The sequence below is a fragment of the Fictibacillus sp. 18YEL24 genome (genome assembly GCF_015903855.1).
GTDB classification, from domain to species: domain Bacteria; phylum Bacillota; class Bacilli; order Bacillales; family Fictibacillaceae; genus Fictibacillus; species Fictibacillus phosphorivorans_C.
In genome coordinates, this window is sequence record NZ_JACZDT010000001.1 from 158,716 (window position 1) to 185,464 (window position 26,749).

Sequence of the window (26,749 nt, forward strand, 5' to 3'; positions counted from 1 at the left end):
TAAGAATCATTAATAATCAAAAGAAGAAGTATCTAGTTAACTAGATACTTCTTCTGATTTAATTAATGAATGCTTCGATATACACCGATCACTTTACCTAAAATCGTACAGCTCTGTAAGATAATTGGTTCCATCGACGAATTTTCAGGCTGCAATCGAATATGGTTTCTTTCTTTAAAGAATCTTTTCACAGTCGCTTCATCTTCATCGGTCATTGCTACGATGATATCTCCATTATTTGCTGTAGGCTGCTGTTTTACAACAACTAGGTCCTTATTGAAGATTCCTGCTTCAATCATACTGTCACCAACTACAGATAACATGAAGACGTTCTCATCTCCAACAACGTGCTCAGGTAATGGGAAGTATTCTTCAACGTTTTCAACTGCGCTGATTGGTAGACCTGCTGTAACTTTACCGATAACAGGAATTGAAACAGAACGGACAGAAGGAATGTTCTCTTCTAAGCCTAATACTTCAATCGCTCTTGGTTTTGTTGGATCTCGTCGAATAAGTCCTTTTTTCTCAAGTCTTGCTAAATGTCCATGGACTGTGGAGCTTGAAGCAAGGCCAACTGCCTCTCCGATTTCACGAACTGAAGGCGGATACCCTTTTTGTGATACTTCCTCTTTTATGAAAGCCAATATATCCAATTGTCGTCTGGATAACTTAGTCATTTTTTAGCACCTCACCGAATTTTTTATCTACAAAAAGTATATCATGGGGAATTCAGAGATACAAACATAAGTTCGAAAAAATAGTTGACACCGAACAAACGTTCCAGTTATTATAAAACCAAGAGATGCGAACAAACGTTTGTTGAAAGGGGATATCACAATGAAACAAGGGACAATGCATGTTATTGTATTTTTAGGGTTGTTAGGTGGTATATTTTTTACGTTATCAAATCTTGCCTCACAAGAAGCTCAATATATTGAAGTAACCATACAGGAGGGAGACTCACTGTGGAGTCTTTCTGAAGAGTATAATGCCAAGCATCATTATTCCAATTGGGAGTTTATACAATGGGTCGAAAAGAAGAACAGTGTAAATGCGGCAGCCGTTTTTCCAGGACAGAAAGTAATCATACCAGTTAATAAATAAAAAAGCGGGTTTTAAACAATGAAAGCAATCATATACTCCAGAGTTAGTACAGATAAAGATGAACAAATGACTTCATTAGAAAGACAAGAAGCTGAACTTGAGAAGTTAGCAATACAATTTCAATTTGAAGTGGTGAACTGTTATCGTGAGAAGGCAAGTGGATTCTCTTTAGATCGAGAAGAGTTATTAAATATATTAGATCTTGCAAGGGATGGAGAGTTCCAGTGCCTTCTTGTACAAGATGATACCCGGTTAGGCAGAGGAAAAGCTAAGATGGCAATACTTCATCAGTTGATCAAATACAATATTAAAGTATATACCCTTTCTAATAATGGAGAATACACGTTAACAGAAGCGGACGAAATGGTGCTTGATATTGTTTCTACTGTAGAAGAATACCAACGAAAACTTCATAATATGAAGATCAAGCGTGGAATGAAAAAAGCTGTTAAAGAAGGATATAAACCTCAGAAGAATCTAAAGAATCAAACCGGTGGTGGCAGAGACAAAAAAGAAGTGCCGATTTCTGAAATCGTTAGATTAAAGAACATGAAGCTTACATTTCATGACATCGCGTTAACGCTTAGAGGGTTGGGCTTTGATGTATCTAAAGCAACCGTACATAGAAGATACAAAGAACATGTGGAAAATACAGATAACTAGAAATTCCTTTCATTCTGCTGTAGGATAGAGTGAAGAATGCTTTGAAAAGGAGTTTTTTACTATGTTATCTAAAGATAAAATGCAACGTATAAATGAACTGTCTAAAAAATCTAAACAAACCGATCTAACATCAGCAGAAAAAACGGAACAAAAAAAACTGCGAGAAGAATATTTGCAAGTTTTCCGTAAATCTTTTGTTCAAGATCTGCATGGAATGACTTTTGTTGATCCTAATGGTGATGATGTAACACCGGAAAAATTAAAAAGAAGTAAAGACAATAAAAAAAACCTTAAACATTAATATAAAATGCCTATTTACTCAACTGTAAATAGGCATTTTTTTCTGTTGCATTCTATATATATTAGTATATACTGTTATATAACAACTTTGAAAGGGGAGAATATTTTGACTTTTTCAATTACAAGTGCAGCAGCGAACCTTTATAAGGATATTACTTTAGAAACGACAGAGGCTTTAAGACTTTTCGTTAAATATGCAGGAAGTGGTGACTCGGGAGGTTTTTCACTTGGTGTGACGCCTGCAGTTCCTGAAGAGAACGATTACATTCAAGAGGTCGAAGGTCTTCGATTTTTTGTTAAAAACGAAGAAAGATGGTTCGTGGAGAATATGAAACTTGATTATGATGAAAATACGGATCACTTTTCATGTCATTTACCAGGGCTCGCATAAATAAAATTTAACCGCCTGTTCTAATACAACCAAAATGTTGTAGGAAAACAGGCGGTTTTTGTATGTTTTTATGAGTAGATGGTAAAATAACTATAGCTAATAATGTGTTTGTCTTGTCTAATTGCATTTGAACGTTTATTATGAAAGTCAAAACTGTTTAGTACATATGAAGGGATGATTTTTTTGTCACGAACTATTGATGAATTAGCAATTAATACAATAAGAACACTTTCTATCGACAGCATAGAAAAAGCGAACTCAGGGCATCCAGGTATGCCGATGGGTGCTGCACCTATGGCATATAGCTTATGGTCAAAATTTATGAACCATAATCCTGCAAATCCTGAATGGTTCAACCGTGACCGTTTTGTATTATCAGCAGGACATGGATCGATGTTGTTATATAGCTTGCTACATTTGAGTGGATATGGCTTAACAATTGATGATCTGAAGAATTTCAGACAATGGGGAAGTAAGACTCCAGGTCACCCTGAATTCGGTCATACGGTTGGTGTTGAAGCAACAACTGGCCCACTAGGTCAAGGGATTGCGATGGCTGTAGGTATGGCTATGGCTGAACGTCATTTGGCTGCAAAATATAACCGTGATGGCCATGAAGTAATTGATCACTTTACTTATTCTATCTGTGGTGATGGAGACCTTATGGAGGGTGTTTCTGCTGAAGCAGCTTCACTTGCAGGACATCTTGCACTTGGTAGAATGATCGTACTTTACGATTCAAATGATATTTCTTTGGATGGCGACCTTCATCACTCTTTCTCTGAAAGTGTAAAACAAAGATTTGAAGCTTATGGCTGGCAAGTCCTTTATGTGGAAGATGGAACAGATCTTGATGAGATCGAAAAAGCACTATCAGAAGCGCGTGAAGAACTTAACAAGCCAACGCTTATTGAAGTAAAGACTGTGATCGGACATGGTTCACCAAATAAATCAGGAAAATCTGCTTCTCACGGCGCGCCACTAGGTAAAGATGAGATCTTACTGACAAAAGAAGCGTACAAATGGACGTTTGAGCAAGATTTCCATGTTCCAGATGAAGTTCATTCACACTTTGAACAACTGAAAAGTGAAGGACAAGCAAAAGAAGAAGAGTGGAACAAGCAATTCAAAGCTTATGCAGAAGCTTATCCAGAATTAGCTCAAGAGCTTCAAGAAGCGATCAAAGGAAATCTTCCTGAGAATTGGGATAAGGATCTTCCTGACTACGATAAAGCGATAGCTACTCGTTCTTCTTCAGGTAAGGCGATCAATGCCCTAGCTAAGAGTGTGCCATCATTATTTGGTGGATCTGCTGACTTAGCAGGATCAAATAAAACACTTATTGAAGGCGAAAATAATTTCAGCCGCAATGATTACAGTGGACGTAACATCTGGTTTGGTGTTCGTGAGTTCGCTATGGGAGCTGCACTGAACGGAATGGCACTGCATGGCGGTCTGAATGTGTTTGGTGGAACATTCTTCGTGTTCTCTGATTATGTAAGACCTGCTATTCGTCTATCTGCTCTAATGGGTCTTCCTGTAACGTATGTATTAACGCATGACAGTGTAATGGTAGGGGAAGATGGTCCAACTCATGAACCAGTCGAGCAACTTGCTTCTCTTCGTGCGATGCCAAATCTTAACTTGATTCGTCCGGCTGATGGATATGAGTCAAACGCAGCTTGGAAGTTAGCACTTGAGAGCAAGAACCAGCCGACTGCATTGGTATTAAGCCGTCATGACCTACCGATCTTAAAGAACACAAAAGAGAAAGCATATGAAGGTGTTAAACGAGGTGCTTATGTTGTTTCGCCAGCTGAAGCAGATGCAGATGTATTGCTTCTTTCTGCAGGATCTGAAGTTAGTATTGCAGTTGCTGCACAAGAACTACTTCAAAAAGAAGGCATTTCAGCTTCAGTCGTTTCGATGCCATCTTGGGAAAGCTTTGATAAGCAAGATAACGACTATAAAGAATCTGTACTTCCTAAGAATATTACGAAGCGTTTAGCGATTGAAATGGGAGCTTCTCTTGGTTGGCATAAATATGTTGGCCTTGAAGGAGATACGTTAACAATCGATACGTTTGGTGCATCTGCTCCTGGAGAAGTCATCCAAAAAGAATTCGGATTTACACCAGAGAACATCGTAAAACGTGTTAAAGATATGTTAAATAAATAAAAAGAAAGGAGGTTTCCGAGAGGGAACCTCCTTTTCTTACTGTTTCGACAAAAGTAGTTGTATTTTGCACACCTTTTTAGACAAGCTTTTTTCCGTACTTTGTATATACTTTTAGAAAATGTTCGGAGAGGAGCTTGTTTATGAGAGAATTTTATATTTATCTAATCACAAAAGAAGTTGCTCATTCCTATTATGGCAAGGAAAATAAGCTGTTTCAGTTGTTTTTTGAAGAACAGCGCTCAAATGGCATTTCTAAAACTATCTTACAAAAGCAGATCAGCTACATAACCTCTCTATTATCTGTTTCTCAACTAGAAAAACACTTCTGGAACCAATTAAATGATAAGCAGGAATGGCGGTCAGAAGGAGAAACATATTCTTTGACTTGCAAAGATAGCATCGTGAGAATAGAACTCACTGATCAATATATACATCTTTATAGCATCGGTAACTTTGAAGCAGAAACGGTTATATTTGAAGCGTTACGCCAATATGAACCTTATTTTCTTGCGATGGACTATGGCGAAAGAAAATTCGGGTGGCTCTCACCGTTTAAATTGAACATGGTCTATGCCACTTAATTCTCTTTCAATCTTGTATGTGTAGGTAAACTTGTAGTAAACTAGTTCTAGACAACATGAAGGAGGAAGTTTTTACAATGAGTACTGGTATGATAATCCTTGTGTGTGCACTTTCACTGATTGCAGGTGTTGCGATCGGATTTTTTATTGCCCGCAAGTATATGATGAGTTATTTACAAAAAAATCCACCGATTAATGAAAATATGTTGCGTGTGATGATGATGCAGATGGGTCAGAAACCAAGTCAGAAAAAGATCAATCAAATGATGCAGGCTATGAACAAACAGATGAAGTAAGTGTTGGACAAGCACCCTGATATAGAATCGGGTGCTTGTTTTCGTTCCGCCTTAAGCTAGCGATATGCATCAACAAAGGGATGATAGCAGTGAACAACGTTAAAGTGATTTCCATAGATGAGATAGATGCCGAGCATTATTTGCTCTTTGATGTAAGATCTCCTAAAGAATTTGAAGAGTATCATATTCCTGGTGCGTACAATGTGAGTATTTTTTCCAATGAGGAAAGAGCAGAAATAGGTACGCTCTACAAACAGGATAGTAAAGAAGCTGCGATGGAGCGAGGACTGCAAGTTGTTGCACCCAAACTTCCGAACATATATAAAAAAATTCATTCAAAAAGTAAAGAACATCCAGAAAAACAAGTGGTCATCTATTGCGCACGTGGTGGGTTTCGTTCGAAAAGTATTGCAGAAACGATGAACATGATGGGGATGGGGATCTTACAGCTCCATGGAGGTATAAGGTCGTATCGAAAGAAAATTGAATCTACTCTAAAAAAGATGGTTGATGAACCAAGAAAGATTATCGTAATTGAAGGTCATACCGGTACGATGAAGACAAAACTATTGCAGCAGTTGCAAGAAGAAGGATATCCAGTCTTAAACCTTGAAGAAATGGCAGGGCATAAAGGCTCAATTTTTGGAAATATTGGAGAACACCCTGCTTCCCAGAAGGAATTTGAATCAAGACTTTATGAAAGGCTTAAAAAGTTGGAGAAGTCTTCATCATTGATTATAGAATCAGAGAGTAAAAGAATTGGAAGAGTAGTCGTCCCCAATTTTCTTTTAGAAGGAAAGTACAGTGGTGTTCGCATTCATGTGGATTTACCTTTTCACTTGCGAGTTCAATATATCTGTAATGTGTACGAACCGGTTTTGCATAAAGATGAGATCGTGGAAGCAGTCAATAAGCTTTCAAAAAGAATACCTTCATCAATCATGATGAATATGCAAGAAAACCTCATTTCGTTAAACTACGAAAAAGTAGTTTCCCTCTTACTTGAAAACTATTATGATCCAAAGTACGATTACGCTCAAAAACAGTATGACAGTGAGTGCATTAAACTGTCTAGTCATTCCTATAGTGACATCTATTCACAAGTAAAGAACCAATTAGATCATCTATCTAGTTAACAATTATCACCATGATAAGAAGACCTGTCACTATAGGGTCTTTTTTTGTGAAACTTTTTCCTTTTCTGAATTTTCATATATTGGTAAACTATAATTGTTTTGATATGCAAACAAGGGGGAACGGGCGTTGAGGGTTTTTCTGCAATTGATGTGGTATTTTAAACAAGAAAAGTGGCGATATTTGGGCGGAATCGTGATGCTGGCATTCGTCTCATTAGGGTTGTTAGTACCTCCAAAAGTGGTCGGGCTCATTGTTGATCATATTAAGGAAGGTACGATAACCGAAGAGATATTATGGAGATATGCTGCTGTATTAATCGGTATTGCGATTGGCATCTATGTTCTTCGTTATATCTGGAGAATCTTGATATTCGGTTCAGCCGTTAAATTGGCTATGTTACTAAGAAATAGGCTTTACGAACATTTCACAAAAAAATCACAAGAATTCTACCATAAAAGACGTGTAGGAGACTTGATGGCTCATTCTACAAATGATCTGCAAGCCATTCAACAGACCGCAGGCGATGGTGTTTTGACTTTAGTGGATTCCTTGATGATGGGCGGTTTCACGTTGATCGCGATGGCTACTACGATCAGTTGGAAGCTAACACTTGTTAGTCTACTGCCTCTACCTATCATGGCTTGGGCAACAAACAAGTACGGTACGATGCTGCATAAAAGGTTTCATAGTGCACAAGAAGCATTCTCGACTCTAAATGATAAAGTGCAAGAAAGCATCTCTGGGACGAGGGTAATCAAAGCTTTTGGTCAAGAAAGAGATGATATCGACAGCTTTTCAAAACTATCCCAAGATGCTGTAAAAAAGAACATGGCTGTTGCACGTGTTGATTCTTTGTTCGATCCAACGATATCGCTGATCATTGGTTTCTCCTTTTTCTTAGCGGTTGGTTATGGCTCGATTCTCGTAACGCATAACGAACTCACGATAGGCGAACTGGTTTCATTTACGAGCTACCTCGGATTACTCATATGGCCGATGCTTGCATTTGGCTGGCTGTTTAATATCGTAGAGCGAGGAAGAGCTTCTTATGATCGTGTAGAGTCACTTCTTGCTGTAAAAGAAGAGATTGAAGACAGTGGTTCAATCGAAAACTGTCCCAAAGGTGATATATCATATCATCTAGAGCAATTTTCTTATACTACGGGTACTCCTGTTTTAAGTGATATTCATTTTACTTTAAAACGCGGTCAGACTCTTGGGGTCGTCGGGAAGACAGGCAGCGGCAAAACCACGCTTTGCAAGCTATTGCTGCGTGAATTTCAATTAAGATCAGACGACATTATTATAGATGATCACGATATCTGTGATTATAAATTGCATGCTTTACGAAATTCGATCGGCTATGTACCTCAAGACCATTTTTTATTTTCGGCAACTATTGCGGAAAATATAGCGTTCTCTAAAGTTGAATCACCTTTTATAAAAATAAAAGAAGCAGCGGAACTGGCCTCTATTCATAAAGATATAACGCAGTTCAAATATGGTTATGAAACAGTAGTGGGGGAGAGGGGCGTAACACTTTCAGGGGGACAAAAACAAAGGATCTCTATTGCAAGAGCATTGATTAAGAACCCAGAAATCTTAATCCTAGACGACTCTCTTTCTGCTGTTGATGCAAAAACAGAAGAATCCATCCTTCAGCAACTGAAGCGTAAACGCCAGAATCAAACGACGATCATTACAGCACATCGCCTATCTTCGATCGCGCATTGTGATCTAATCATCGTTTTGGAGAACGGAACAATCGTACAACGGGGGACTCATCTCAGTTTATTGAATGAGGATGGATGGTACAAAGAAACATATGAAAAACAAGCATTGGAAACACTGATTTCGCAAGGAGGTGTAATCAAATGAGTACTGAACAAGAACCAACGCTCGATGAATTGCAGCAAATGAAGCAGTGGTCAGTTTTCAAAAGACTCATGTCTTATACAAAACCACACAAGAAGCGTTTGGCGTTCGCTTTCTTTCTATTACTCGTTGCGACGGCAGCTGAACTTACGGGTCCTATTCTCGTTAAAACGTTCATCGACGATTTTGTCACACCTCGAAATTTCGATCAAAGAGCTTTAGTGATCCTTGCTTCTGGATATATTGGATTAATCGTAATCTCAGCGGTCGTAAATTATATACAATTTGTTCTCTTTCAATCAGTCGCTCTAGATATCATTCAAACGCTTCGGATTCAAGTGTTTTCAAAGGTACATTCACTAGGATTAAAATTCTTTGACCGTACACCAGTTGGAAGTTTAGTATCAAGAATTACCAACGATACAGAAGCAGTGAAAGATCTTTATGTAAGTGTACTCTCAACGTTTGTTCAAAATATTGTATTTTTATTTGGTATCTTTGGTTTCATGTTCTATTTGAATGTAAAACTTGCCTTATTCTGTTTAGGGATCTTACCGTTCATCGTTTTGATCATGTGGTTATACCGTAAATACAGTTCAAGGTCGTTTTATGACATGAGAGAGAAACTTAGCCAGTTGAACGCTAAATTGAACGAATCTCTTCAAGGGATGTCAATCGTCCAAGTGTTCAATCAGCAAAAGAGGCTAAGAAAAGAGTTTGCAAAAATTAATCAAGAGCATAATGACGCACAGATCAGAAATATAAAATACAATGGTTTGTTGCTAAGACCTGCCGTTGATCTTGTCTATATGTTTGCATTGTTGATGATTCTATCCTTTTTTGGCATTAAATCTTTTAATTCCCCCGTTGAGATCGGTGTGATCTATGCTTTTATCAATTATCTAGATCGCTTTTTTGAACCGGTTAACATGATGATGATGCGCCTTTCTATCTTTCAGCAAGCGATCGTTTCTGCAGGACGAGTATTTACAGTCATGGATGAAGAAGAATTTGCTCCTATTAAAAAAGGCAATGAGACGCCTTCGATTTCAAGAGGAAAGATCGAATTTAAAGACGTTTCCTTTTCTTATGATGGAGAACAGGAAGTTCTAAAAGATATCACTTTCACTGCAGAGCCTGGTCAAACAGTAGCCCTCGTCGGTCATACCGGAAGTGGTAAGAGCTCGATCATCAATTTGCTCATGCGTTTTTATGAAGTGAATAAAGGTAAGATTTTGATCGATGACGTTCCTTTATCCAACTTTGAAAACAAAGAGTTGAGAACTAAGATGGGGCTCGTTTTGCAAGATCCCTTCTTATTTGTAGGTGATATTATGCAGAACGTAAGATTGTACGATCAGACGATCACAGATGAAGATGTAAAGAATGCGGCTAGGTTTGTTCAAGCTGCTCCCTTTATTGAAAGGTTGCCAGAGGGGTATCAAACAGAGTTAGGAGAAAGAGGAGCAACATTTTCAAGTGGGCAGAGACAGCTGATCTCTTTTGCACGCACGATGGCTTTTTCCCCGAAAATCTTAATACTCGACGAAGCGACGGCAAACATTGATACAGAGACGGAAGAAGAGATTCAAGAAGCACTTCATAAGATGCGCAGCGGCAGAACGACCATTGCTATCGCTCATCGATTATCTACGATACAAGACGCCGAACTCATTCTCGTGTTGCATAAAGGTGAAATTGTCGAAAGAGGCACTCACCAAGAACTATTAAGGCAGCGAGGGTTGTATCATAAGATGTTCCTTTTACAACATGGAAAAGATTCTATGAACGATGTGGGTTAATTAACGAAATGATATATACGAAAAGACAGCTCTTCGTAATACAGAGCTGTCTTTCTTAATGCTGTTTTGTACTGCGTGTGTATTGCTTTCAGGTGATCGCGCGGTGTAATCTCAGGTGGTAAAGCGCGTCTTAGCGGTGCTCCTGCCTGTTTTAAAGGTGAAGAAAAAGTGATTAAAGGTGAAAACAACCAATTAACCGGTGAACGCGTAATAAATATAAAAACACGTGCCATAAAATAACATAGAAAACAGAGTACTTTCATGCAAGGTTTGTGAAAAAACTTTTATTCGCATCTCCATTCAAAAATGTCCCTATTTTTTACTATAATTTTTCGAAAATATGAACATGTGTTTTAAAGATTGACTTATTTGCAAATTATTTTATTATAAGATAGCATACACGTACAGACAAACTGAATAAAAGGATGAGAATGCTTTGAAGAAATACGTATTACCATCGATGTTGATCGGCAGCATGGTTGTCCTTTCAGCATGTAAGCCAGTTGATTGGGCAGAAAAGAAATGGAATGCTACCTTTAATGAAGAGAGCTCTGAAGAGAACGAAAAACAGATTTCGAACGAGCAGACTACACCAAAACCAAATGATGAAAACAAAAATGAAACTCCTGATGAACAACCTTCAGCGGAGACTGATCTACCGTGGTTAGAAGAGACGGTAACAGCATCCGGTGACGGAAAAGCGGTCGTACAGAATTTAGACGATCTTTTAATTGTTGCAAACAAGGAAAGAAACCTACCAGGTGATTATGAACCGAAAGATTTAGTTACACCTAATGTTCCGTTCCCGTTTAAAGAGGATCTGCCTAAGAAAAAACTTAGAAAAGAAGCTGCACTTTCCCTAGAAGTATTGTTTAAGGCAGCGGAAGAAGATGGCCTGGAGCTGCTAGCTCAATCAGGTTATCGCTCATATGATACTCAAGTATCCATCTTTGCTTTTAACGCGGAGCAAAAAGGAGAAGAGGTAGCGAACAAAACGAGTTCCAGACCCGGTCAGAGTGAGCATCAGACAGGATTGTCAATGGACGTGACTTCTCAAGAAGTGAACTTTGAGCTTGTAGAAGCGTTCGGTGAGACAAAAGAAGGAAAATGGCTCGCTGAAAATGCGCATAAGTATGGGTTTATCATCAGATATCTTAAAGGAAAAGAAGAGATTACGGGATATCAATATGAACCTTGGCATTTACGGTATGTTGGTGTGGATCATGCTAAAAAAATTCACGAGCAGGGTATTACGCTCGAAGAGTATTTACAAAAACCATAAAATATCTGACAGCTTTTTTCAAAGCTGTCTTTCTTTATGTTTGAACAAAATGGATATTCCCTTTAAGATAGAGAGAGAACTGTAAAAAGGAGCTTACTAAAAAAATGACCGATCTTAATATTCTGCTTGCTTTTGGAGCTGGCTTGCTCTCCTTTATTTCACCTTGCTGTTTACCGTTGTATCCTGCTTTTCTATCCTACATAACCGGGATCTCTGTTCAGGAACTTAAAGAAGAAAACGCAATGCTTAGAAAAACGGCACTTTTACATACTACATTTTTTTTAATAGGTTTTTCGATCATATTTCTTTTCCTTGGTCTATCTACTACGATTATCGGTGATCTATTCGTACAATATCAAACTTTGCTAAGACAGATCGGGGCTATTGTTATAATCTTTTTCGGACTAGTTGTAATAGGATTCATAACTCCTACTTTTTTGATGAAGGATAAGAAAGTCAGGTTTCAATCTCGTCCTACTGGATATCTGGGTTCCGTATTGATCGGAATTGGTTTTGCGGCAGGGTGGACACCTTGTATGGGTCCGATTCTAGCAGGCGTTATTGCGCTTGGAGTATCAAATCCAGCAGCATCTATGACGTATATGGTCGCTTATGTTTTAGGATTTGCTGTTCCTTTCTTTGTTTTAAGCTTCTTTTTGGATAAACTAAAGGTAATAAAAAAGTTCAATCGTCAGTTTATGGTGGTAGGCGGAACTCTTATGGTCATCATGGGAATCTTTCTATACTTTGATTGGCTGACTCAATTAACTTCATTTTTAACAAACCGTGTGTTTGGAGGATTCAAAGGTTTTTAAGAGTAAAATGGAAAGGGGATATACATCATGCATTCACGATCGAATGACCTTATCTTAAAAACAACAACAAATATTATTGTTTTTGTTATTCTAGCTTTTTCAATTAACATGCTTTTTTCAGGACATAATGCACCTGGAGGAGGATTCATCGGAGGATTGATGGGAGCAGGAGCATTTCTTCTTCTCTATGTTTCCTACGGATTACAACCTGTACATAGAATCTTGCCGATTAACTTTACGTACATGATAGCAGCTGGTTTATTGATCGCTATACTGACCGGTGCAGGTTCCTTTGTTTTGGGTGTTCCGTTTTTGAGTCATAGTTTTGGCTATTTTCAACTTCCTCTGTTAGGAAAGACTGAACTCGCTACAGCAATGCTCTTTGACTTAGGTGTATATTTGACAGTAATCGGTGTGACGATGACCATTATCCTCTCAATTGCAGAAGATAAGATCGAGAAAGAAGTAGGGGAAGGGAACTAACTGTGTTTTTTATTGCGAGTACATGCTTTGCCATCATCATGGCAGTGATTATTTTTAACTTCCGAATGAAAGAAACAAGAGAACCGGTGACGACCAAAAGAATCATCATACCTCCATTGGCTATGAGTACAGGTTTTCTACAGTTCGTGATTCCCGCTTTTCACATCACCTGGACGGAAGCGGGGGAGGCGTTCTTAGTTGGTTTAATGTTTTCGATATTTCTTATCATGACAAGCAAGTTCGAGATTAAAGGTGATCATGTATACTTAGTTCGATCGAAAGCCTTTATCTTTATCATAATCGGATTGTTTGCCATCCGCTTAGCTCTAAAGTGGTATATTGGTTCGACGATATCGATCTTTGAAACAAGTTCGTTATTCTTTATTGTTGCGTTTGGAATGATTTTGCCATGGCGACTTGCTATGCTTGTTTTGTTCAATAAAAAGAAAAACGAGATCGCAATGTAAACGTGAATAACAAAAAACACCCCCTGAATCTCATGATTCAGGGGGTTCTTTATGCGAGTAAAGAATGATAAGGTTTGATGTCGATGTTTTTCTTTTTTAGTGTCTTGATCAACCACTTGTGATCTCTTTTTGGTGTAGCGATAATATAGCCGCGAATGATTAAGTCTTGTGACATTGAACTTGCATTTTCTTGCAATGCTAATTCGCCAATCTTACCTGCTATCTTTTCTTTAGCTACATCCCTGAAGAGTTCAGGTACCGGGGCTACTAATTCGTTTAAAAGCTTCTTCTGATCATCTGTCCATAGATGAATAGTTTGGTTGATGTAATGTTCTTGCCAATCTAAAATGGACTTTCCGTCTTCTTTAGGTAATCGTTTTAAGAATTTCCGGAACATAAAATATCCGCCGATTGCAAACATGGTAAATAAAAAAACGGACCATAACACGATAAAAGTGATGAACCATCCAGACAATGCGTCCACCTCATATGTATAAATTTTTTGGCGGGACCATGTGGGAATCGAACCCACCGGAGACGGCACGCGCCTCCCAAAAGGTTTTGAAGACCCAGGCAAGCACCAGCTACACATCTGGCCCCATATAGATTCCTTAGCTCGCTATTGCATTATACAGCATTTTACCCTAGTAGGACAAGACTTGAGCCTCTTTCCTTACGATAGGGGAGAATGCATTTGTCGAACTGTGGTGGAGCATGACTGTAACAGAGGAAATATTCAACTATAACAGTTTAACACTATAACAGTTAAATTAATCAACTGTAACAGTTCGGCCTGTGGACAAGTGTGAATAACTTGTTCTGTGGATAACCTGTGGGTATACAGGTATGAATAAATATACATCAGTTCATGGTGATCTGGGAAATAATTTCAAACAGGTAAACTTCGCTATTTTTCAACAATGAATAATGCGTTATCCTTGTTTTTTACATCTCCTTTTCATAAAGTGTAAAAGAGTATGTACATATAGGTGGTTAAACATATGACGATAAAATATTATACGATTGGAATGGCCGGACACATTGATCACGGAAAAACGACGCTAACAAAAGCTTTAAGTGGGATCGATACAGATACACTCAAGGAAGAAAAAGCCCGTAAGATCACGATCGAACCAGGGTTTGCGCCTTTTCCGTTAACAAAAGATCTGCATACCTCTATTGTAGATGTACCTGGCCATGAGAAACTGATTCGTCAGATGATCGCTGGTGTGGCGGGAATCGATCTAGTGCTCCTTGTGATCGCGGGAGATGAAGGTGTGATGCCTCAAACGAGAGAACACTTTGAAATTCTTTCCTACTTGGGCATTGAAAAGGGAATTATCGTAGTTACAAAGTCAGATATGATTGATGAAGAGATGAGGTTCTTAGTTGAAGAAGACATTTTGGAACTTACAAACTCATCGGTTTTTGAACATTTTCCAATACATTTTGTAGACAGTGTTTCTTCTGCAGGAATAGAGAAATTGAAAAATGAAATCATTTACCTATTAAGAGACACACCTGTTAAATCTTCACAAGGGGCATTTCGCATGCCGATCGATCACATCTTCACGGTAAAAGGACAAGGTACTGTTGTAAGAGGTACGGTCTATGAAGGTGAGGTACAAGAAGGCGATGAACTTCTTGTTCAGCCAGGTAACCATAAAGTGAAGATTCGAAAACTACAAGTGCATAAACAAGATGTTCATTCCGCTAGAGCGGGACAAAGAGCAGCGCTAAACCTTTCAGGAGGTTCTAGAGCAGATTGGAAACGAGGTCATGTTCTAGTAGAACCGAATGTCTACTCGACCACGAACACTATCGATCTCGTGTTATCAACGGGAGAAGGCTGGCAAGGAAAGTTGAAACAGCGCTCGCTTGTGAAGTTTTATAGTGGTACATCTGAAGTGATGGGTAAACTCGTCCTATTTGACCGAAATGAGCTTGATGTCAATGAAGATCAAATATATTGTCAAGTTCGATTAGATCAAGAGGTCGTAACGAAACGAGGTGATCGTTTCATCTTAAGAAGACCAACTCCTGAGGAAACAATTGGCGGAGGAGAAGTTATCGACCCGAAAGGATCTGTTTATCGATTTGGAGCGGAGACCATCGAACGATTGAAAAGTAAACATAAAGGAACTCCTGGTGAGCGGGTCCTACAGTTGCTTAATAAAGTAGGATCGATGACAGAATTGGAACTTAGGAGATCTAGTGGAATGGATGAGGAAATTCTTCAACACACGTTAGACGAACTACTTAGTGAAGGTTCTGTTGAACGAATGCAGAATTATTTGGTTTCTCATTCTACGGTACAGCATATTAAATCTAGCATCATGAACAAACTTCAAAACTTCCATAGTGAGTATAGTTTAAGGCAAGGTATTCCAAAGGCAGAAATTGTTCAATCATTCCAAAATGAAGTAAATCCAAAGATAGTTAACACGCTTCTTGAAAAATGGGTAACAGATTCAACTGTTTCGATCACGGACCATTTTGTTCATTTATCACATTTCAAACCACATTATCCAGAAAAATGGGCGAAAAGGATGGCGAATGTTCTGACCACCTTGGAAGAAGCGCAGCTTGAACCGGATGACCTAGAGAACATCTATAACTCACAACAACTTCCAGAATCTCTTTATCATGAGTTTAAGTATTATTTAATTAAGACTAATGAAGTGGTCATGCTATTTGATGAAGTGATGTTGAGTAAAAAGGCATTTGATTCAGCAGTTGAACACTTAAGAGTCAATACGGATTCAGCCTTTTCTGTGCAGGATGCTAAGGCGGTTCTTCATACATCAAGAAAGTTTTTAATACCGATCTTGGAATGTATGGATTCTTTAGGGTATACGATGCGAGAATCTAATCTTAGGAAATGGGTGCAATAATTGAGAGTTGTTTTTTTCACTCCATATTATAAACAGAACCGTGGTAATTCTACTACGGCCAAACGGCTAGAACATGCATTGTCTCGGAAAGTGGAGTTTTATTTATTTCCCTATGAAGAATTAAATGTCAATCCTACTCTTCTTGAATATATGGAGAAAGCGGAAATGTATCACATCCTTCATTTTTCTAGATTCGTTCAATGGGCTGAAAAAAATGAGGTTACGTTGGATAAACCTTATATCGTTACCTCTGGAGGAACAGATCTCAACCACTCATTAATAGAAGACGAAGAAAGATATCTACCTATGTTGCGTGAAGCAAAAGCTATCGCTGTTTTTACTCAACAAGCTAAACAAATGCTCGTAAAGGATTATGGACTAAGTGATAAATCTGTACATGTGATCCCCCAAAGTATTTATTTACCTACTACTGACGAAACGCTTCAACCATTGAATCTACCAGAGGGCTATCCAAAATTGTTACTGCCAGCTGGAATTCGCCCGGTAAAAGATGTTCTTTTTGCTTTGGAAAGCTTGATTAGGCTGTCTGAAGATTTCACTGAACTCTGCTTTTTACTAGTAGGAGCAAACTTAGATGAGGAAGAGCTCGAACGAGTGAAGAAGGCAGAAAAAAAGTATGATTGGTTGCATTATCTGCCCGAAGTAGAACTCGGTCAAATGAAGAAGCTGTATGAATGGGGAGATGTTGTTCTGAATACATCGATCTCAGAAGGGCAGCCGTCAGCACTTTTAGAAGCGATGAGTTTTAAAAAGCCTGTAATTGCTAGAAATAATGTAGGAAACGCTAGCATCATACAGCATGGAATGAACGGATTGCTGTTTCAATCTCAAGAAGGATTATATCATTCTATAAAAAAAGTGATCTCTGATAATAAAACGTATAAACAACTAAGTGACCATGGGTATCAAACCATAAAAGAGAACCACACTATAAAGAAAGAGATAGACTCTTATATGGAATTATATAAAGATTAATAAGGATAAAGGAGAGAGTATGATGAAAAAACTTAGTTTATTGTTGCTGACTATGATGCTATTCTTATCAGCTTGCGGAACGAATAATGAAGATAAGAAAAATTCAAAACCAAATAAAGATGAGGTCTTTACGATCGGGGTAATCCCAGCACAAACAGAGGGTGAGATGAAGGGTGCGCTTGATAAGCTTCAGAAAGTGCTTAGTGAGAAAATGGACCGTGAAGTTAAGATCACATCTTATCCAGATTACAACGGTGTAGTTGAAGCGATGAACTATGATAAGATCGACATGGCTTATTTTGGACCTCTTACATACGTTGTCGCTCATGAAGAGAGTGGAGCGAAAGCGATCGTAACTCAACTGATCAAAGGTGAACCGTTCTACTATTCTTATTTAATCACGCATAAAGACAGCAAGTATGAAAGTTTTGAGGATATGGCATCAGATGTTAAGAATGTCAGGTTTGCTTTTGGTGACCCCTCTTCAACTTCAGGCTCATTGATTCCTAGTATCAAATTAAAAGATGAAGGCATCTATAGAAGTGAATCTGATAGTGATTTTAATAATGTTAGGTTTACCGGTTCACATGATGCGACCGCACTTGCTGTTCAAAACAAACAAGTAGATGTTGGTGCGATCGACAGCGCTATCTATGATAAATTGATCGAAGAAGGAGCAATTGACGGAGATCAGTTTAAAGTGATCTGGAAGTCAGAGAAATTGTTCCAATATCCATGGGCTGTATCTGAAAGAACAGATGAGAAAACGATGAAGAAACTTCAGCAGATCTTTTTAGATATTAAAGATAAAGAGATACTAGATGCCTTTGGTGCAACTGGGTTTACGAAAGCAGACAACAAGGATTACGAGAGTATCCGAAAAGCAGCGATTAAAGAGGGTACCATTCAAGAATAGAGGGGAACCATGGTTTGGTTTAAGAGGAGCCAGTTTTTAATTCTATTATGCTTAAGCTTACTCGTGATAGGAAGCATGAAACTAACAGAGTTTGATCTTTCGAAGTTTAGAGATTTTCAGAATATGGGTGACTTTCTGTCGAAATGGTTTCCGATGAACACAGAAAGTCTGCCGTTTCTGTTTCAAGAAAGTTTGTTAACGATTGCTATTGCATTTTTGGGGAGTTTATTCGGTCTGATTATCGCACTTCCGTTAAGCTTTATGGCGGCTCGAAATACGAGTAGAAATCGCTTTGTCTATTCCGTAACTCGCATCTTACTTAGCTTTTTACGATCAGTACCTGAATTTGTTTTCGGTTTAATTCTTTTAACAACGCTTGGACTTGGCCCGTTTCCTGCCGTTATCGCCATCATATTTCATAACATCGGAGTATTAGGAAAGCTGATATCAGAGCTGATCGAGTCGGCTGATAAGGGTCCGATGGAAGCGATGCTGGCAGTTGGGGCAAGGAAATGGATCGGGAATCTTTTTGCAGTATTACCACAAATATGGCCGAATGTCCTCTCTCAATTTTTCTACCGATTTGAGGTCGCTATTCGTACTTCCCTCATCTTAGGTTTGATTGGAGGAGGGGGAATCGGTCAACAGTTGTTTATTCATTTTAAAACGTTTCAATATCAACTCGTCTCGGTTGACGTTCTACTCATCATGATCATGGTTATCATGGTGGATTATATTGGCAGCAAAATTCGGGAAAAGGTGATTTAGGTGATAATATGATTGAATTTAAGGGTGTATCTGTCACGTATCCTGGTGCTAAAGAACCTGCTTTAGCAGATGTGAATATTACTTTTCAAAAGGGAGAGTTTGTTTGTGTCTTAGGAAGAAGCGGTGCAGGAAAATCAACATTTATCAGATGTATTAACGGGTTGCAGCCTGTATCTGAAGGTTATGTGAAATGGGAAGATAAAACGTTAAGTGAGATGACTCACAAAGAAACGTTAGAAGTTCGCCGGAAAACAGGTATGATCTTTCAGCATTTTAACTTAATTCCGAGGATGAGCGTTGTTCAGAATATCTTAACAGGTCTGTTTGGATACAAAAAATCTTATGAGAACTTGTTAGGATTGTTTAAATCCAGTGATCGATTGCAAGCTCTAGAAGCGATCGATCAGGTTGAACTAACGGTTGAACCAACAAGACGAGTTGAGAAGTTAAGCGGCGGACAAAAACAAAGAGTTGCTATTGCTCGAGCACTCGTTCAAAATCCGAAAGTATTCTTAGGAGACGAACCTGTTGCGAGTTTGGATCCTGGAACGGCTGATCGGATTTTTCAATTATTAAAAAAAACTCATGTAAAAAGAAATCTTGTGTCAATTATTAACGTGCACGACGTCATTCTCGCTAAGAAATTTGCCACAAGAATCATTGCGCTTAAGGACGGAAAACTCGTTTTTGACGGAACACCTGAAGAATTTGATGATAAGGTCTATGCAGACATCTATAACCATTCATCTTAAAATGGACGCAAAAAAACTCCGAACCCGGAGTTTTTTTGTTTAATTGGCTTTGATTGGTTTTTCAGAGAATGCAAGAACACGACCGACGATGTTAGCGTCATTTATTCCATTAGTGTGAAGTCTCTTCACATATTCTAGAGCTTCACTTTCAGGAAGGCTTACGAGTAAACCGCCAGAAGTTACAGCATCACATAAGATCCATTGCTGCCACAGGGTAAGGTCGTTTCCGTATTGGACATCATCTTTTATCCAACGATGATTTGCTTTTGAACCACCAGGAACAATTCCCTCTTGAGCAAGCTCTGATGTGCCTGGTAAAAGTGGAACTCGGTCATAATCGATCACGATTGTAACATTTCCTGTACCTTTTGCCATCTCAGTCGCATGACCAAGGAGACCAAATCCAGTTACATCTGTGACAGCGTTTGGAGATAGACCTTCTAAACATTCAGCAGCAGTCTTATTCAGTGCTGCCATCGTTTCGCTGACTAGTTGAAGCTGCTCGGCGGAAAGCTTGTCTTTTTTTATCGCTGTGGTTTGTATACCCACACCGATTGGTTTTGTTAACACAAGAACATCTCCAGGTCTCGCACCAACATTTTTATATACTTTTGATGGATGAACAAGTCCTGTTACAGAAAGACCAAACTTAGGCTCTGAATCATCGATCGAGTGTCCTCCAACCAGCACTGCACCAGATTCCTTCACTTTATCGGCTGCTCCCTTAAGGATTTCAGCAAGAACATCGTGACCGAGAGTGTTGATCGGAAAACCTACTATATTCATTACCGTTGTAGGCTGTCCTCCCATCGCGTAAACATCACTAAGTGAATTGGCAGCCGCAATTTGTCCGAACATGTATGGATCATCTACGATTGGTGTAAAGAAGTCGACAGTCTGGATCATAGCTAGGTCATCCGTTAACTTGTAGACTCCTGCATCGTCTGAGGTATCTAAACCAACTAAAAGGTTAGGATCATTTTCACGTTTTGGTAGATGACGCAAAACTTGCGCCAGGTCTTCTGGACCAATTTTACAGCCTCAACCACCTTTTGAGGAAAGGTGAGTAAGCTTAACATTGTCTTTACTTGTCATAATGAAACGACACCTCCTTTTGTTAGTATAAACATTATTTTTGTGAAATGCCTAAGGATATACTAAAATAGTCTTAAAAAAGGAGGATGAAAAATGAAAGTATCCATTGAATTCTGCATGATGTGAAACTTTGCACCAAAAGCCGCGAGTCTCGCGGAGGACCTGTTCAACCATTTTCGTTCTAAAATTTTATCTCTCGAACTGATCCCTAGCTCTGGGGGAGTGTTTGAAGTAAACGTCAATGGCGAAAAGATTTATTCGAAAAAAGAGACCGGAGAATTTCCGGATCATGATCTGATCATACAACATTTAGAAAAATTAATGGCTTAAAAACGATGCCCTCCCTAAGGGATCGTTATACCCTTAAGGAGGAGCTTCATTTTGTCAAAATCTGATCTATTAAGGCAGCTACCTGCAGTGCATGAGGTAGTAAAAGATATCAGTTCTGAAGTGAGTGGCAAACCGGAAAAGGAAATAACAAGAGCGGTTCAAGATGCGATCAAACATTGGCGGAAGACTATTCTTAACGACCGCCATGCTATTGACTTGAAAACTGATATGAGGTCACTCGTCAAAAATTCTGCAAAGTCTAACTTAACTCATCCCACTGATCAGATCCGCTCCTTGATTAATGCCAGTGGAATCGTTATACATACAAATCTAGGACGTTCCAGACTCAGTGAGAAAAGTGTAGAACGGATGAGTGAAACAGCAAGAATGTACTCGAATTTAGAATATAATTTGGAAGCAGGAAAAAGAGGTTCCAGGCATGACCTGACAGAGAATCTAATTAAACAAGTGACAGGTGCAGAAGCAGCGATGGTCGTGAACAATAATGCTGCAGCCGTTTACTTGATCCTTAAAGCGCTAGCTAAAAACAAAGAAGTCATCGTGTCAAGAGGTGAACTGGTTGAAATAGGAGGCTCATTTCGTGTCTCTTCTATTATGGAAGAAAGTGGAGCGAAACTCCGTGAGGTTGGAACGACGAATAAAACGCATCTCTTTGATTATGAAAGAGCGCTGAATGATGAAACTGGTATGATCATGAAGGTTCATACAAGTAATTTTAAGGTGATCGGGTTCACGAAAGAAGTTCCTTCAAGTGAGTTGATTCAGTTGAAGAAGGATCATCAAGAGCTGATTATATACGAAGATCTTGGAAGTGGGGCTCTCTATCCTTTTCAGTCTGAAGGAATCGGTGATGAACCATTGATCTCCTCCGTTATTAATAATGGATTAGATATAGTGTCTTTTAGCGGAGATAAACTTTTAGGCGGCCCACAAGCTGGAATAATTGCAGGTAAGAAAAAGATCATCGAGATATTGAAAAAGCATCAGCTAGCTCGTGTTTTAAGAGTGGATAAATTTACGATTGCTGCATTAAACGAAACGTTGCGGTCGTATATGAATGAAGAATATAAAGAAATTCCTACGGTCAGAGATATTTTGAAAACTCCTGAAGAGATCAGAGAAGTCGTATGGCGACTAAAAAGAAAAGTGGAAGATCATTCTTCTTTGCATATCCGAATTATAGAAGAATTCTCTCAAGTTGGGGGAGGAACAATGCCGGATGTGAAGTTGCCAACTTTTTGTTTAGGACTTAAACACTTTAAAGGAGCAGATTACCTAGCAAGAGCTTTTCGGAACTATTGCACCCCCATTATCGTGAGGATCAAAGGTGAAGAAGTTCTTCTCGATCTTAGAACGATTTCCGATAATGAGCTTTTGACGGTTGAAGATGCAATACGTTCGATCGATTAAGAACAGGGACTGACAGATTATCTGTCGGTCCCTGTTGTTGTTTTATTTTATTTAACTGCCTTCTCCACGGTTTTGTCCCGTATGATTACGTTGCTTTACTTTTTTAGAACCACTCATAGGAGCTGGTTGTCCAGGGTTCTCTCCTTTAGGAGCGTTCTTTCGAATATCTTTAAACGTATTATGCTCTCCCATAATAAAGCCTCCATTTTCTATCTTGCTTGCTTTGAAAGCAGTTGATTTCCGCTTCAGGTGCTCGCTTTCCGGGGGGCAGGCGGTGAACCACCTCGGCGCTATGCGCCCTTAGGTGTCTCACCTGTCCCACTGATCCCCCAGGAGTCTCACACCTTACACTCCAACCAACTTATCAATGATGTCTTTTTATGGACACCTAAATCGACAATTGAAAGTGATTTATTGAATAATTCTAGATAATATTGGAACGTTAAAGGTATATCAAAACAAAGGATGGTAATTATGCCCTATCATAAAAACAAGCAACAAGCATATCAAGCTGCTGAACAAGGTTATCACCATGCAATGGATATCTCAAAAACATTGGACGCGTCAAATAGTGAATATGGTGTTTTTTATTCTCATTTTATGACCGAAAACGAAAAGGCTTGTCAACAAATACAGAACGCAATGGAAACAGCTTCTGAACATCAACAGCCTCAGTTAGAGAGCTTTCTAAATGAGCTGCAACAACTTCAAAGTCAGTTTCCAAAACCTTAATGTCTTTTCTTCGTTTTCTTATTGTTTTGACGCTCAGCTTCACTTAACTTTTCATTAGGTAAGGATAATGCCTCATTACCGAATTCTGTCTCATATCCAGCTCCCTTACCTTGAGCTTTTGCTGCATTCATTCCAGGACGCGAGTGATTTGCTTTATTTCTTCCCATTTGTTTGTCACCTCCGTTACATTTAGTTTGTGCAATATCAAAAAGAAGAAGCACTCCAAAAAAAGGAGTGCTTCTTTACGTTCAAGATTTATATTTACTGAGTAACAGCCAGACACCAGAAAGGCCGATCAAACTGTATAAAACTTTTGTAACAGTGGTAGCGCTTCCAAAAATTTCTGTCACAACGTTAAAATCAAAAAGACCGATTGCTCCCCAGTTCAATGCTCCGATCAACACGAGTAAAGCGGCAAGTTTTTTTAACCATTCCATCCTGTTTCCCTCCGATCTTTTTAAGCGTGGTAATTATGGGAAAACAAAAAGAAGTATTACGTAATTTACTATATGCAAGCAGGAAGATACTGGTGATATTTATACCATAAGAAAAACTTATGTCGATTGATAACCATTAACTATTTTACTTATGAAAGGGTTTTACGTATGATTATAGAGGGAAAAAAAGATTTTGTGTAAATGACTCTGAAATTGAACACATTTTTTCGACAATTTTTCTCATAATCGTGTATGATTGTTAGTGAAGGGAGAGAGTGGAACATGAAAAGAAATGATGTATTTAATGCCCGTTCTACTTTTGATGTGAACGGTAAGGAATATAGCTATTACCGTTTAGGAGCGTTAGAAGAAGCGGGAATTGGTAACGTATCAAAATTACCCTACTCTGTAAAAGTATTATTGGAATCTGTATTAAGACAATTTGATGGAAAAGTAATCAACAAAGAACATGTTGAAAATCTTGCAAAGTGGGGCACGAGTGAGCTAAGAGATATCGATGTTCCTTTTAAGCCTTCACGTGTTATTCTTCAGGATTTTACAGGAGTGCCTGCTGTTGTTGATCTAGCTTCTCTTCGTAAAGCCATGAAGGATATGGGTGGAGACCCTTCTCAGATCAACCCTGAAATTCCAGTTGATCTTGTAGTTGACCATTCTGTACAAGTTGATAAAGCAGGTACTCAAGATTCACTTGCTTTCAACATGAACCTTGAATTTGCTCGAAATGAAGAGCGTTACAAACTTTTGAGCTGGGCTCAATCTGCGTTTGATAACTACCGTGCAGTTCCTCCTGCGACAGGTATTGTCCACCAAGTTAACTTAGAGTACTTAGCGCCTGTAGTTCTTACGAGTGAATCTGAAGGTGAAACTATTGCTTACCCTGATTCATTAGTAGGTACAGATTCTCATACAACAATGATCAATGGTCTTGGAGTATTAGGCTGGGGTGTTGGTGGAATTGAAGCAGAAGCAGGCATGTTAGGACAGCCTTCTTACTTCCCAGTTCCAGAAGTAATCGGTGTTAAATTAACTGGAACGCTTCCAAACGGAACGACTGCAACAGACCTTGCACTCAAAGTAACGCAAGTATTGCGTGAAAAGAAAGTAGTAGGGAAGTTCGTCGAGTTCTTCGGTCCAGGACTTGCTGATATGCCGCTTGCAGACCGTGCGACAGTTTCAAATATGGCTCCTGAATATGGGGCGACTTGTGGTTTCTTCCCAGTTGACGAAGAAGCTTTAAACTACCTTCGCTTAACAGGTAGAACAGAAGAGCAAATCCAGCTTGTAGAAGCGTATTGCAAAGCAAACGGATTGTTCTACACAGCAGGAGATGCTGATCCTGAATTTACAGACGTTGTTGAAATCAATCTTTCTGAAATTGAGCCAAACTTGTCAGGACCAAAACGCCCACAAGATTTGATTCCTTTATCACAAATGAAAGACAGCTTCAATAAAGCGCTTGTAGCTCCACAAGGAAATGCCGGGTTCGGGTTAACAGCTGATGAGATCAACAAAGAAGTTACCGTGAAGCATTCGAACAACGAAACTTCTACGATGAAGACTGGTGCAGTTGCAATCGCTGCAATTACAAGCTGTACGAATACTTCTAACCCATACGTAATGTTAGGAGCTGGATTAGTTGCTAAGAAAGCGATTGAAAAAGGCTTAAAAGTTCCTGGCTATGTAAAAACATCTTTAGCACCAGGATCTAAAGTTGTTACACGTTATTTAGAAGAAGCAGGCTTAATGAGCTATATGGATCAGTTAGGGTTCAACCTTGTTGGTTACGGTTGTACAACATGTATCGGTAACTCAGGTCCTTTGGCGCTTGAAGTTGAAAATGCGATCTCTAAGAACGATCTAACTGTAACATCAGTACTTTCAGGAAACAGAAACTTTGAAGGACGTATCCACCCGCTTGTAAAAGCCAACTACTTAGCTTCTCCACCGTTAGTAGTAGCGTATGCACTAGCTGGAACTGTAGATTTCAACCTTCAATCTGATTCTTTCGGAACAGACAAAGAGGGTAACGAAGTTTACTTTAAAGATATCTGGCCTTCAACAGAAGAGATTAATGAAGCGATGAAGAAAGCAGTAACTCCAGAATTGTTCAAGAAGGAATACGAGCGTGTATTTGATGAGAACGAACGTTGGAACGAACTGAAGACTTCAGCTGACCAATTATATGGGTTTGATACATCATCAACATACATTCAAAACCCTCCATTCTTTGAAGAGCTTTCTGCAGAACTTAAAGAGATCCAACCTCTTAAAGATCTAAAGCTTATCGCTAAATTCGGGGATTCTGTTACAACTGACCACATTTCTCCAGCTGGTGCGATCGGAAAAGATACTCCTGCAGGCAGATACTTGATTCAAAACGGTGTAGAGCCACGCGACTTTAACTCTTACGGCTCTCGTCGTGGTAACCATGAAGTAATGATGCGTGGTACTTTCGCCAATATTCGTATTCGTAACGCGGTTGCTCCTGGTACTGAAGGTGGATGGACTACTTTCTGGCCAACTAACCAAGTGATGAGCATCTATGATGCTGCGATGAAATACAAAGAGAACGGTACGGGCCTCATGGTAATTGCAGGAAAAGATTACGGTATGGGATCTTCTCGTGACTGGGCAGCAAAAGGTACTACATTACTAGGAATTCAAACTGTACTTGCTGAAAGCTTCGAGCGTATCCACCGTTCAAACCTTGTGTTGATGGGTGTACTGCCTCTTCAATTCAAAGATGGTGAGAATGCTGAGACGTTTGGACTTACAGGAAAAGAATCATTCACAGTTTCCGTTGATGAAACGGTTAAACCGCGTGATCTTGTTCAAGTTACAGCTGTTTTTGAAGATGGAACGGAGAAAACATTTGAAGTTGTAGCACGTTTTGACAGCGAAGTTGAAATTGAATACTATCGTCATGGTGGTATCCTTCCAATGGTACTTCGTAACAAGCTTGCTCATTCTTCTCAAACTCAAAACTAATAAAAAAATCCTTTG

General features: G+C 39.0%; 29 protein-coding genes and 1 tRNA gene. 23 read left to right on the plus strand and 7 right to left on the minus strand.

Going from position 1 to position 26,749, the window contains the following annotated elements:
* Positions 1-62: 62 nt before the first annotated feature.
* Positions 63-677: a transcriptional repressor LexA gene (gene lexA / locus HU823_RS00790; protein ID WP_144700634.1), complete on the minus strand. Its 615-nt coding sequence runs from the start codon at positions 675-677 to the stop codon at positions 63-65.
* Between the two features lie 160 nt (positions 678-837).
* On the opposite strand from lexA, the gene yneA reads away from it, so the two are divergent.
* The 14 genes from yneA (at position 838) to HU823_RS00860 (ending at position 13,374) form a co-directional block, all read left to right on the plus strand.
* Positions 838-1,104, plus strand: a complete 267-nt coding sequence (gene yneA / locus HU823_RS00795; RefSeq protein WP_144700632.1) for a cell division suppressor protein YneA — start codon at positions 838-840, stop codon at positions 1,102-1,104.
* Positions 1,105-1,122: 18 nt separating this feature from the next.
* Positions 1,123-1,767 (plus strand): YneB family resolvase-like protein, encoded by a 645-nt coding sequence (locus tag HU823_RS00800; protein WP_144700630.1) that lies wholly within the window; start codon positions 1,123-1,125, stop codon positions 1,765-1,767.
* Positions 1,768-1,828: 61 nt separating this feature from the next.
* A complete protein-coding gene (locus HU823_RS00805; RefSeq protein ID WP_144700628.1) occupies positions 1,829-2,068 on the plus strand; it encodes a DUF896 domain-containing protein in 240 nt (79 codons plus the stop codon).
* A gap of 105 nt (positions 2,069-2,173) precedes the next feature.
* Complete coding sequence (locus HU823_RS00810) at positions 2,174-2,458, plus strand: HesB/YadR/YfhF family protein (RefSeq protein WP_197220821.1); 285 nt, start codon at positions 2,174-2,176, stop codon at positions 2,456-2,458.
* A gap of 174 nt (positions 2,459-2,632) precedes the next feature.
* Positions 2,633-4,636, plus strand: coding sequence for a transketolase (tkt, locus tag HU823_RS00815; RefSeq protein ID WP_370629968.1), 2,004 nt, complete (start codon positions 2,633-2,635; stop codon positions 4,634-4,636).
* A 140-nt stretch (positions 4,637-4,776) separates the two neighbouring features.
* On the plus strand, positions 4,777-5,217 hold the full coding sequence (gene sirA, locus HU823_RS00820; RefSeq protein WP_144700622.1) for a sporulation inhibitor of replication protein SirA: 441 nt from the start codon (positions 4,777-4,779) through the stop codon (positions 5,215-5,217).
* Positions 5,218-5,294: 77 nt separating this feature from the next.
* The gene (locus HU823_RS00825) at positions 5,295-5,513 is read left to right on the plus strand and encodes a YneF family protein (protein WP_137789584.1); all 219 of its coding nucleotides are present in this window, start codon (positions 5,295-5,297) and stop codon (positions 5,511-5,513) included.
* 89 nt (positions 5,514-5,602) lie between these two features.
* The gene (gene mnmH / locus HU823_RS00830; protein ID WP_197220823.1) at positions 5,603-6,649 is read left to right on the plus strand and encodes a tRNA 2-selenouridine(34) synthase MnmH; all 1,047 of its coding nucleotides are present in this window, start codon (positions 5,603-5,605) and stop codon (positions 6,647-6,649) included.
* A 127-nt stretch (positions 6,650-6,776) separates the two neighbouring features.
* Complete coding sequence (locus HU823_RS00835; RefSeq protein WP_197220824.1) at positions 6,777-8,528, plus strand: ABC transporter transmembrane domain-containing protein; 1,752 nt, start codon at positions 6,777-6,779, stop codon at positions 8,526-8,528.
* On the plus strand, positions 8,525-10,327 hold the full coding sequence (locus tag HU823_RS00840; RefSeq protein ID WP_197220825.1) for an ABC transporter ATP-binding protein: 1,803 nt from the start codon (positions 8,525-8,527) through the stop codon (positions 10,325-10,327). The genes HU823_RS00835 and HU823_RS00840 overlap by 4 nt, the downstream gene beginning before the upstream one ends.
* A 436-nt stretch (positions 10,328-10,763) precedes the next feature.
* Positions 10,764-11,609 (plus strand): M15 family metallopeptidase, encoded by an 846-nt coding sequence (locus HU823_RS00845; RefSeq protein WP_231607231.1) that lies wholly within the window; start codon positions 10,764-10,766, stop codon positions 11,607-11,609.
* A 104-nt stretch (positions 11,610-11,713) separates the two neighbouring features.
* The gene (locus tag HU823_RS00850) at positions 11,714-12,424 is read left to right on the plus strand and encodes a cytochrome c biogenesis CcdA family protein (protein ID WP_144700616.1); all 711 of its coding nucleotides are present in this window, start codon (positions 11,714-11,716) and stop codon (positions 12,422-12,424) included.
* Positions 12,425-12,448: 24 nt separating this feature from the next.
* Positions 12,449-12,907: a Na(+)/H(+) antiporter subunit B gene (locus HU823_RS00855; RefSeq protein WP_260858765.1), complete on the plus strand. Its 459-nt coding sequence runs from the start codon at positions 12,449-12,451 to the stop codon at positions 12,905-12,907.
* Positions 12,908-12,909: 2 nt separating this feature from the next.
* Positions 12,910-13,374 carry a CcdC family protein gene (locus HU823_RS00860; RefSeq protein ID WP_144700612.1) on the plus strand — a complete coding sequence of 155 codons (465 nt, stop codon included), beginning with the start codon at positions 12,910-12,912 and terminating at the stop codon, positions 13,372-13,374.
* Between the two features lie 49 nt (positions 13,375-13,423).
* On the opposite strand, the gene HU823_RS00865 is transcribed toward HU823_RS00860, so the two are convergent.
* Both HU823_RS00865 and HU823_RS00870 read right to left on the minus strand, forming a co-directional pair.
* Positions 13,424-13,849: a DUF2621 domain-containing protein gene (locus tag HU823_RS00865; protein ID WP_186320526.1), complete on the minus strand. Its 426-nt coding sequence runs from the start codon at positions 13,847-13,849 to the stop codon at positions 13,424-13,426.
* Between the two features lie 28 nt (positions 13,850-13,877).
* Positions 13,878-13,974: transfer RNA gene (locus HU823_RS00870), tRNA-Sec, on the minus strand.
* 401 nt (positions 13,975-14,375) lie between these two features.
* On the opposite strand from HU823_RS00870, the gene selB reads away from it, so the two are divergent.
* The 5 genes from selB to phnC are packed head-to-tail and all read left to right on the plus strand — an operon-like array spanning position 14,376 to position 19,700.
* The gene (selB, locus tag HU823_RS00875) at positions 14,376-16,268 is read left to right on the plus strand and encodes a selenocysteine-specific translation elongation factor (RefSeq protein WP_197220826.1); all 1,893 of its coding nucleotides are present in this window, start codon (positions 14,376-14,378) and stop codon (positions 16,266-16,268) included.
* Positions 16,269-17,264, plus strand: coding sequence for a glycosyltransferase (locus HU823_RS00880; RefSeq protein ID WP_197220827.1), 996 nt, complete (start codon positions 16,269-16,271; stop codon positions 17,262-17,264).
* Between the two features lie 22 nt (positions 17,265-17,286).
* Positions 17,287-18,180 (plus strand): phosphate/phosphite/phosphonate ABC transporter substrate-binding protein, encoded by an 894-nt coding sequence (phnD, locus tag HU823_RS00885; RefSeq protein WP_197221355.1) that lies wholly within the window; start codon positions 17,287-17,289, stop codon positions 18,178-18,180.
* A 9-nt stretch (positions 18,181-18,189) separates the two neighbouring features.
* Positions 18,190-18,948 carry a phosphonate ABC transporter, permease protein PhnE gene (gene phnE, locus HU823_RS00890; protein WP_197220828.1) on the plus strand — a complete coding sequence of 253 codons (759 nt, stop codon included), beginning with the start codon at positions 18,190-18,192 and terminating at the stop codon, positions 18,946-18,948.
* Between the two features lie 8 nt (positions 18,949-18,956).
* Positions 18,957-19,700 (plus strand): phosphonate ABC transporter ATP-binding protein, encoded by a 744-nt coding sequence (phnC, locus tag HU823_RS00895; protein ID WP_144700600.1) that lies wholly within the window; start codon positions 18,957-18,959, stop codon positions 19,698-19,700.
* A 39-nt stretch (positions 19,701-19,739) separates the two neighbouring features.
* Here the strand turns inward: phnC and selD are convergent, their stop codons facing one another.
* Positions 19,740-20,795 (minus strand): selenide, water dikinase SelD, encoded by a 1,056-nt coding sequence (gene selD, locus HU823_RS00900; protein WP_197220829.1) that lies wholly within the window; start codon positions 20,793-20,795, stop codon positions 19,740-19,742.
* 93 nt (positions 20,796-20,888) lie between these two features.
* Here selD and HU823_RS22065 point away from each other — a divergent pair, with 93 nt between their 5' ends.
* Positions 20,889-21,125, plus strand: a complete 237-nt coding sequence (locus tag HU823_RS22065; RefSeq protein WP_305069400.1) for an Rdx family protein — start codon at positions 20,889-20,891, stop codon at positions 21,123-21,125.
* 51 nt (positions 21,126-21,176) lie between these two features.
* Entirely contained in the window at positions 21,177-22,556 is a 1,380-nt protein-coding gene (gene selA, locus HU823_RS00910; RefSeq protein ID WP_197220830.1) for an L-seryl-tRNA(Sec) selenium transferase, read from the plus strand.
* A gap of 51 nt (positions 22,557-22,607) precedes the next feature.
* Here the strand turns inward: selA and HU823_RS00915 are convergent, their stop codons facing one another.
* Complete coding sequence (locus HU823_RS00915; protein WP_066393930.1) at positions 22,608-22,748, minus strand: small acid-soluble spore protein P; 141 nt, start codon at positions 22,746-22,748, stop codon at positions 22,608-22,610.
* Between the two features lie 282 nt (positions 22,749-23,030).
* On the opposite strand from HU823_RS00915, the gene HU823_RS00920 reads away from it, so the two are divergent.
* Positions 23,031-23,288 (plus strand): hypothetical protein, encoded by a 258-nt coding sequence (locus HU823_RS00920; protein WP_144700594.1) that lies wholly within the window; start codon positions 23,031-23,033, stop codon positions 23,286-23,288.
* On the opposite strand, the gene sspO is transcribed toward HU823_RS00920, so the two are convergent.
* The gene (gene sspO / locus HU823_RS00925) at positions 23,285-23,455 is read right to left on the minus strand and encodes a small acid-soluble spore protein O (protein ID WP_144700592.1); all 171 of its coding nucleotides are present in this window, start codon (positions 23,453-23,455) and stop codon (positions 23,285-23,287) included. The two genes, HU823_RS00920 and sspO, sit on opposite strands and share 4 nt — an antisense overlap.
* 81 nt (positions 23,456-23,536) lie before the next feature.
* Complete coding sequence (locus tag HU823_RS00930) at positions 23,537-23,725, minus strand: DUF378 domain-containing protein (RefSeq protein WP_144700590.1); 189 nt, start codon at positions 23,723-23,725, stop codon at positions 23,537-23,539.
* A 282-nt stretch (positions 23,726-24,007) separates the two neighbouring features.
* On the opposite strand from HU823_RS00930, the gene acnA reads away from it, so the two are divergent.
* Positions 24,008-26,734 carry an aconitate hydratase AcnA gene (gene acnA, locus HU823_RS00935; RefSeq protein WP_144700588.1) on the plus strand — a complete coding sequence of 909 codons (2,727 nt, stop codon included), beginning with the start codon at positions 24,008-24,010 and terminating at the stop codon, positions 26,732-26,734.
* The last annotated feature ends 15 nt before the right edge of the window (positions 26,735-26,749 follow it).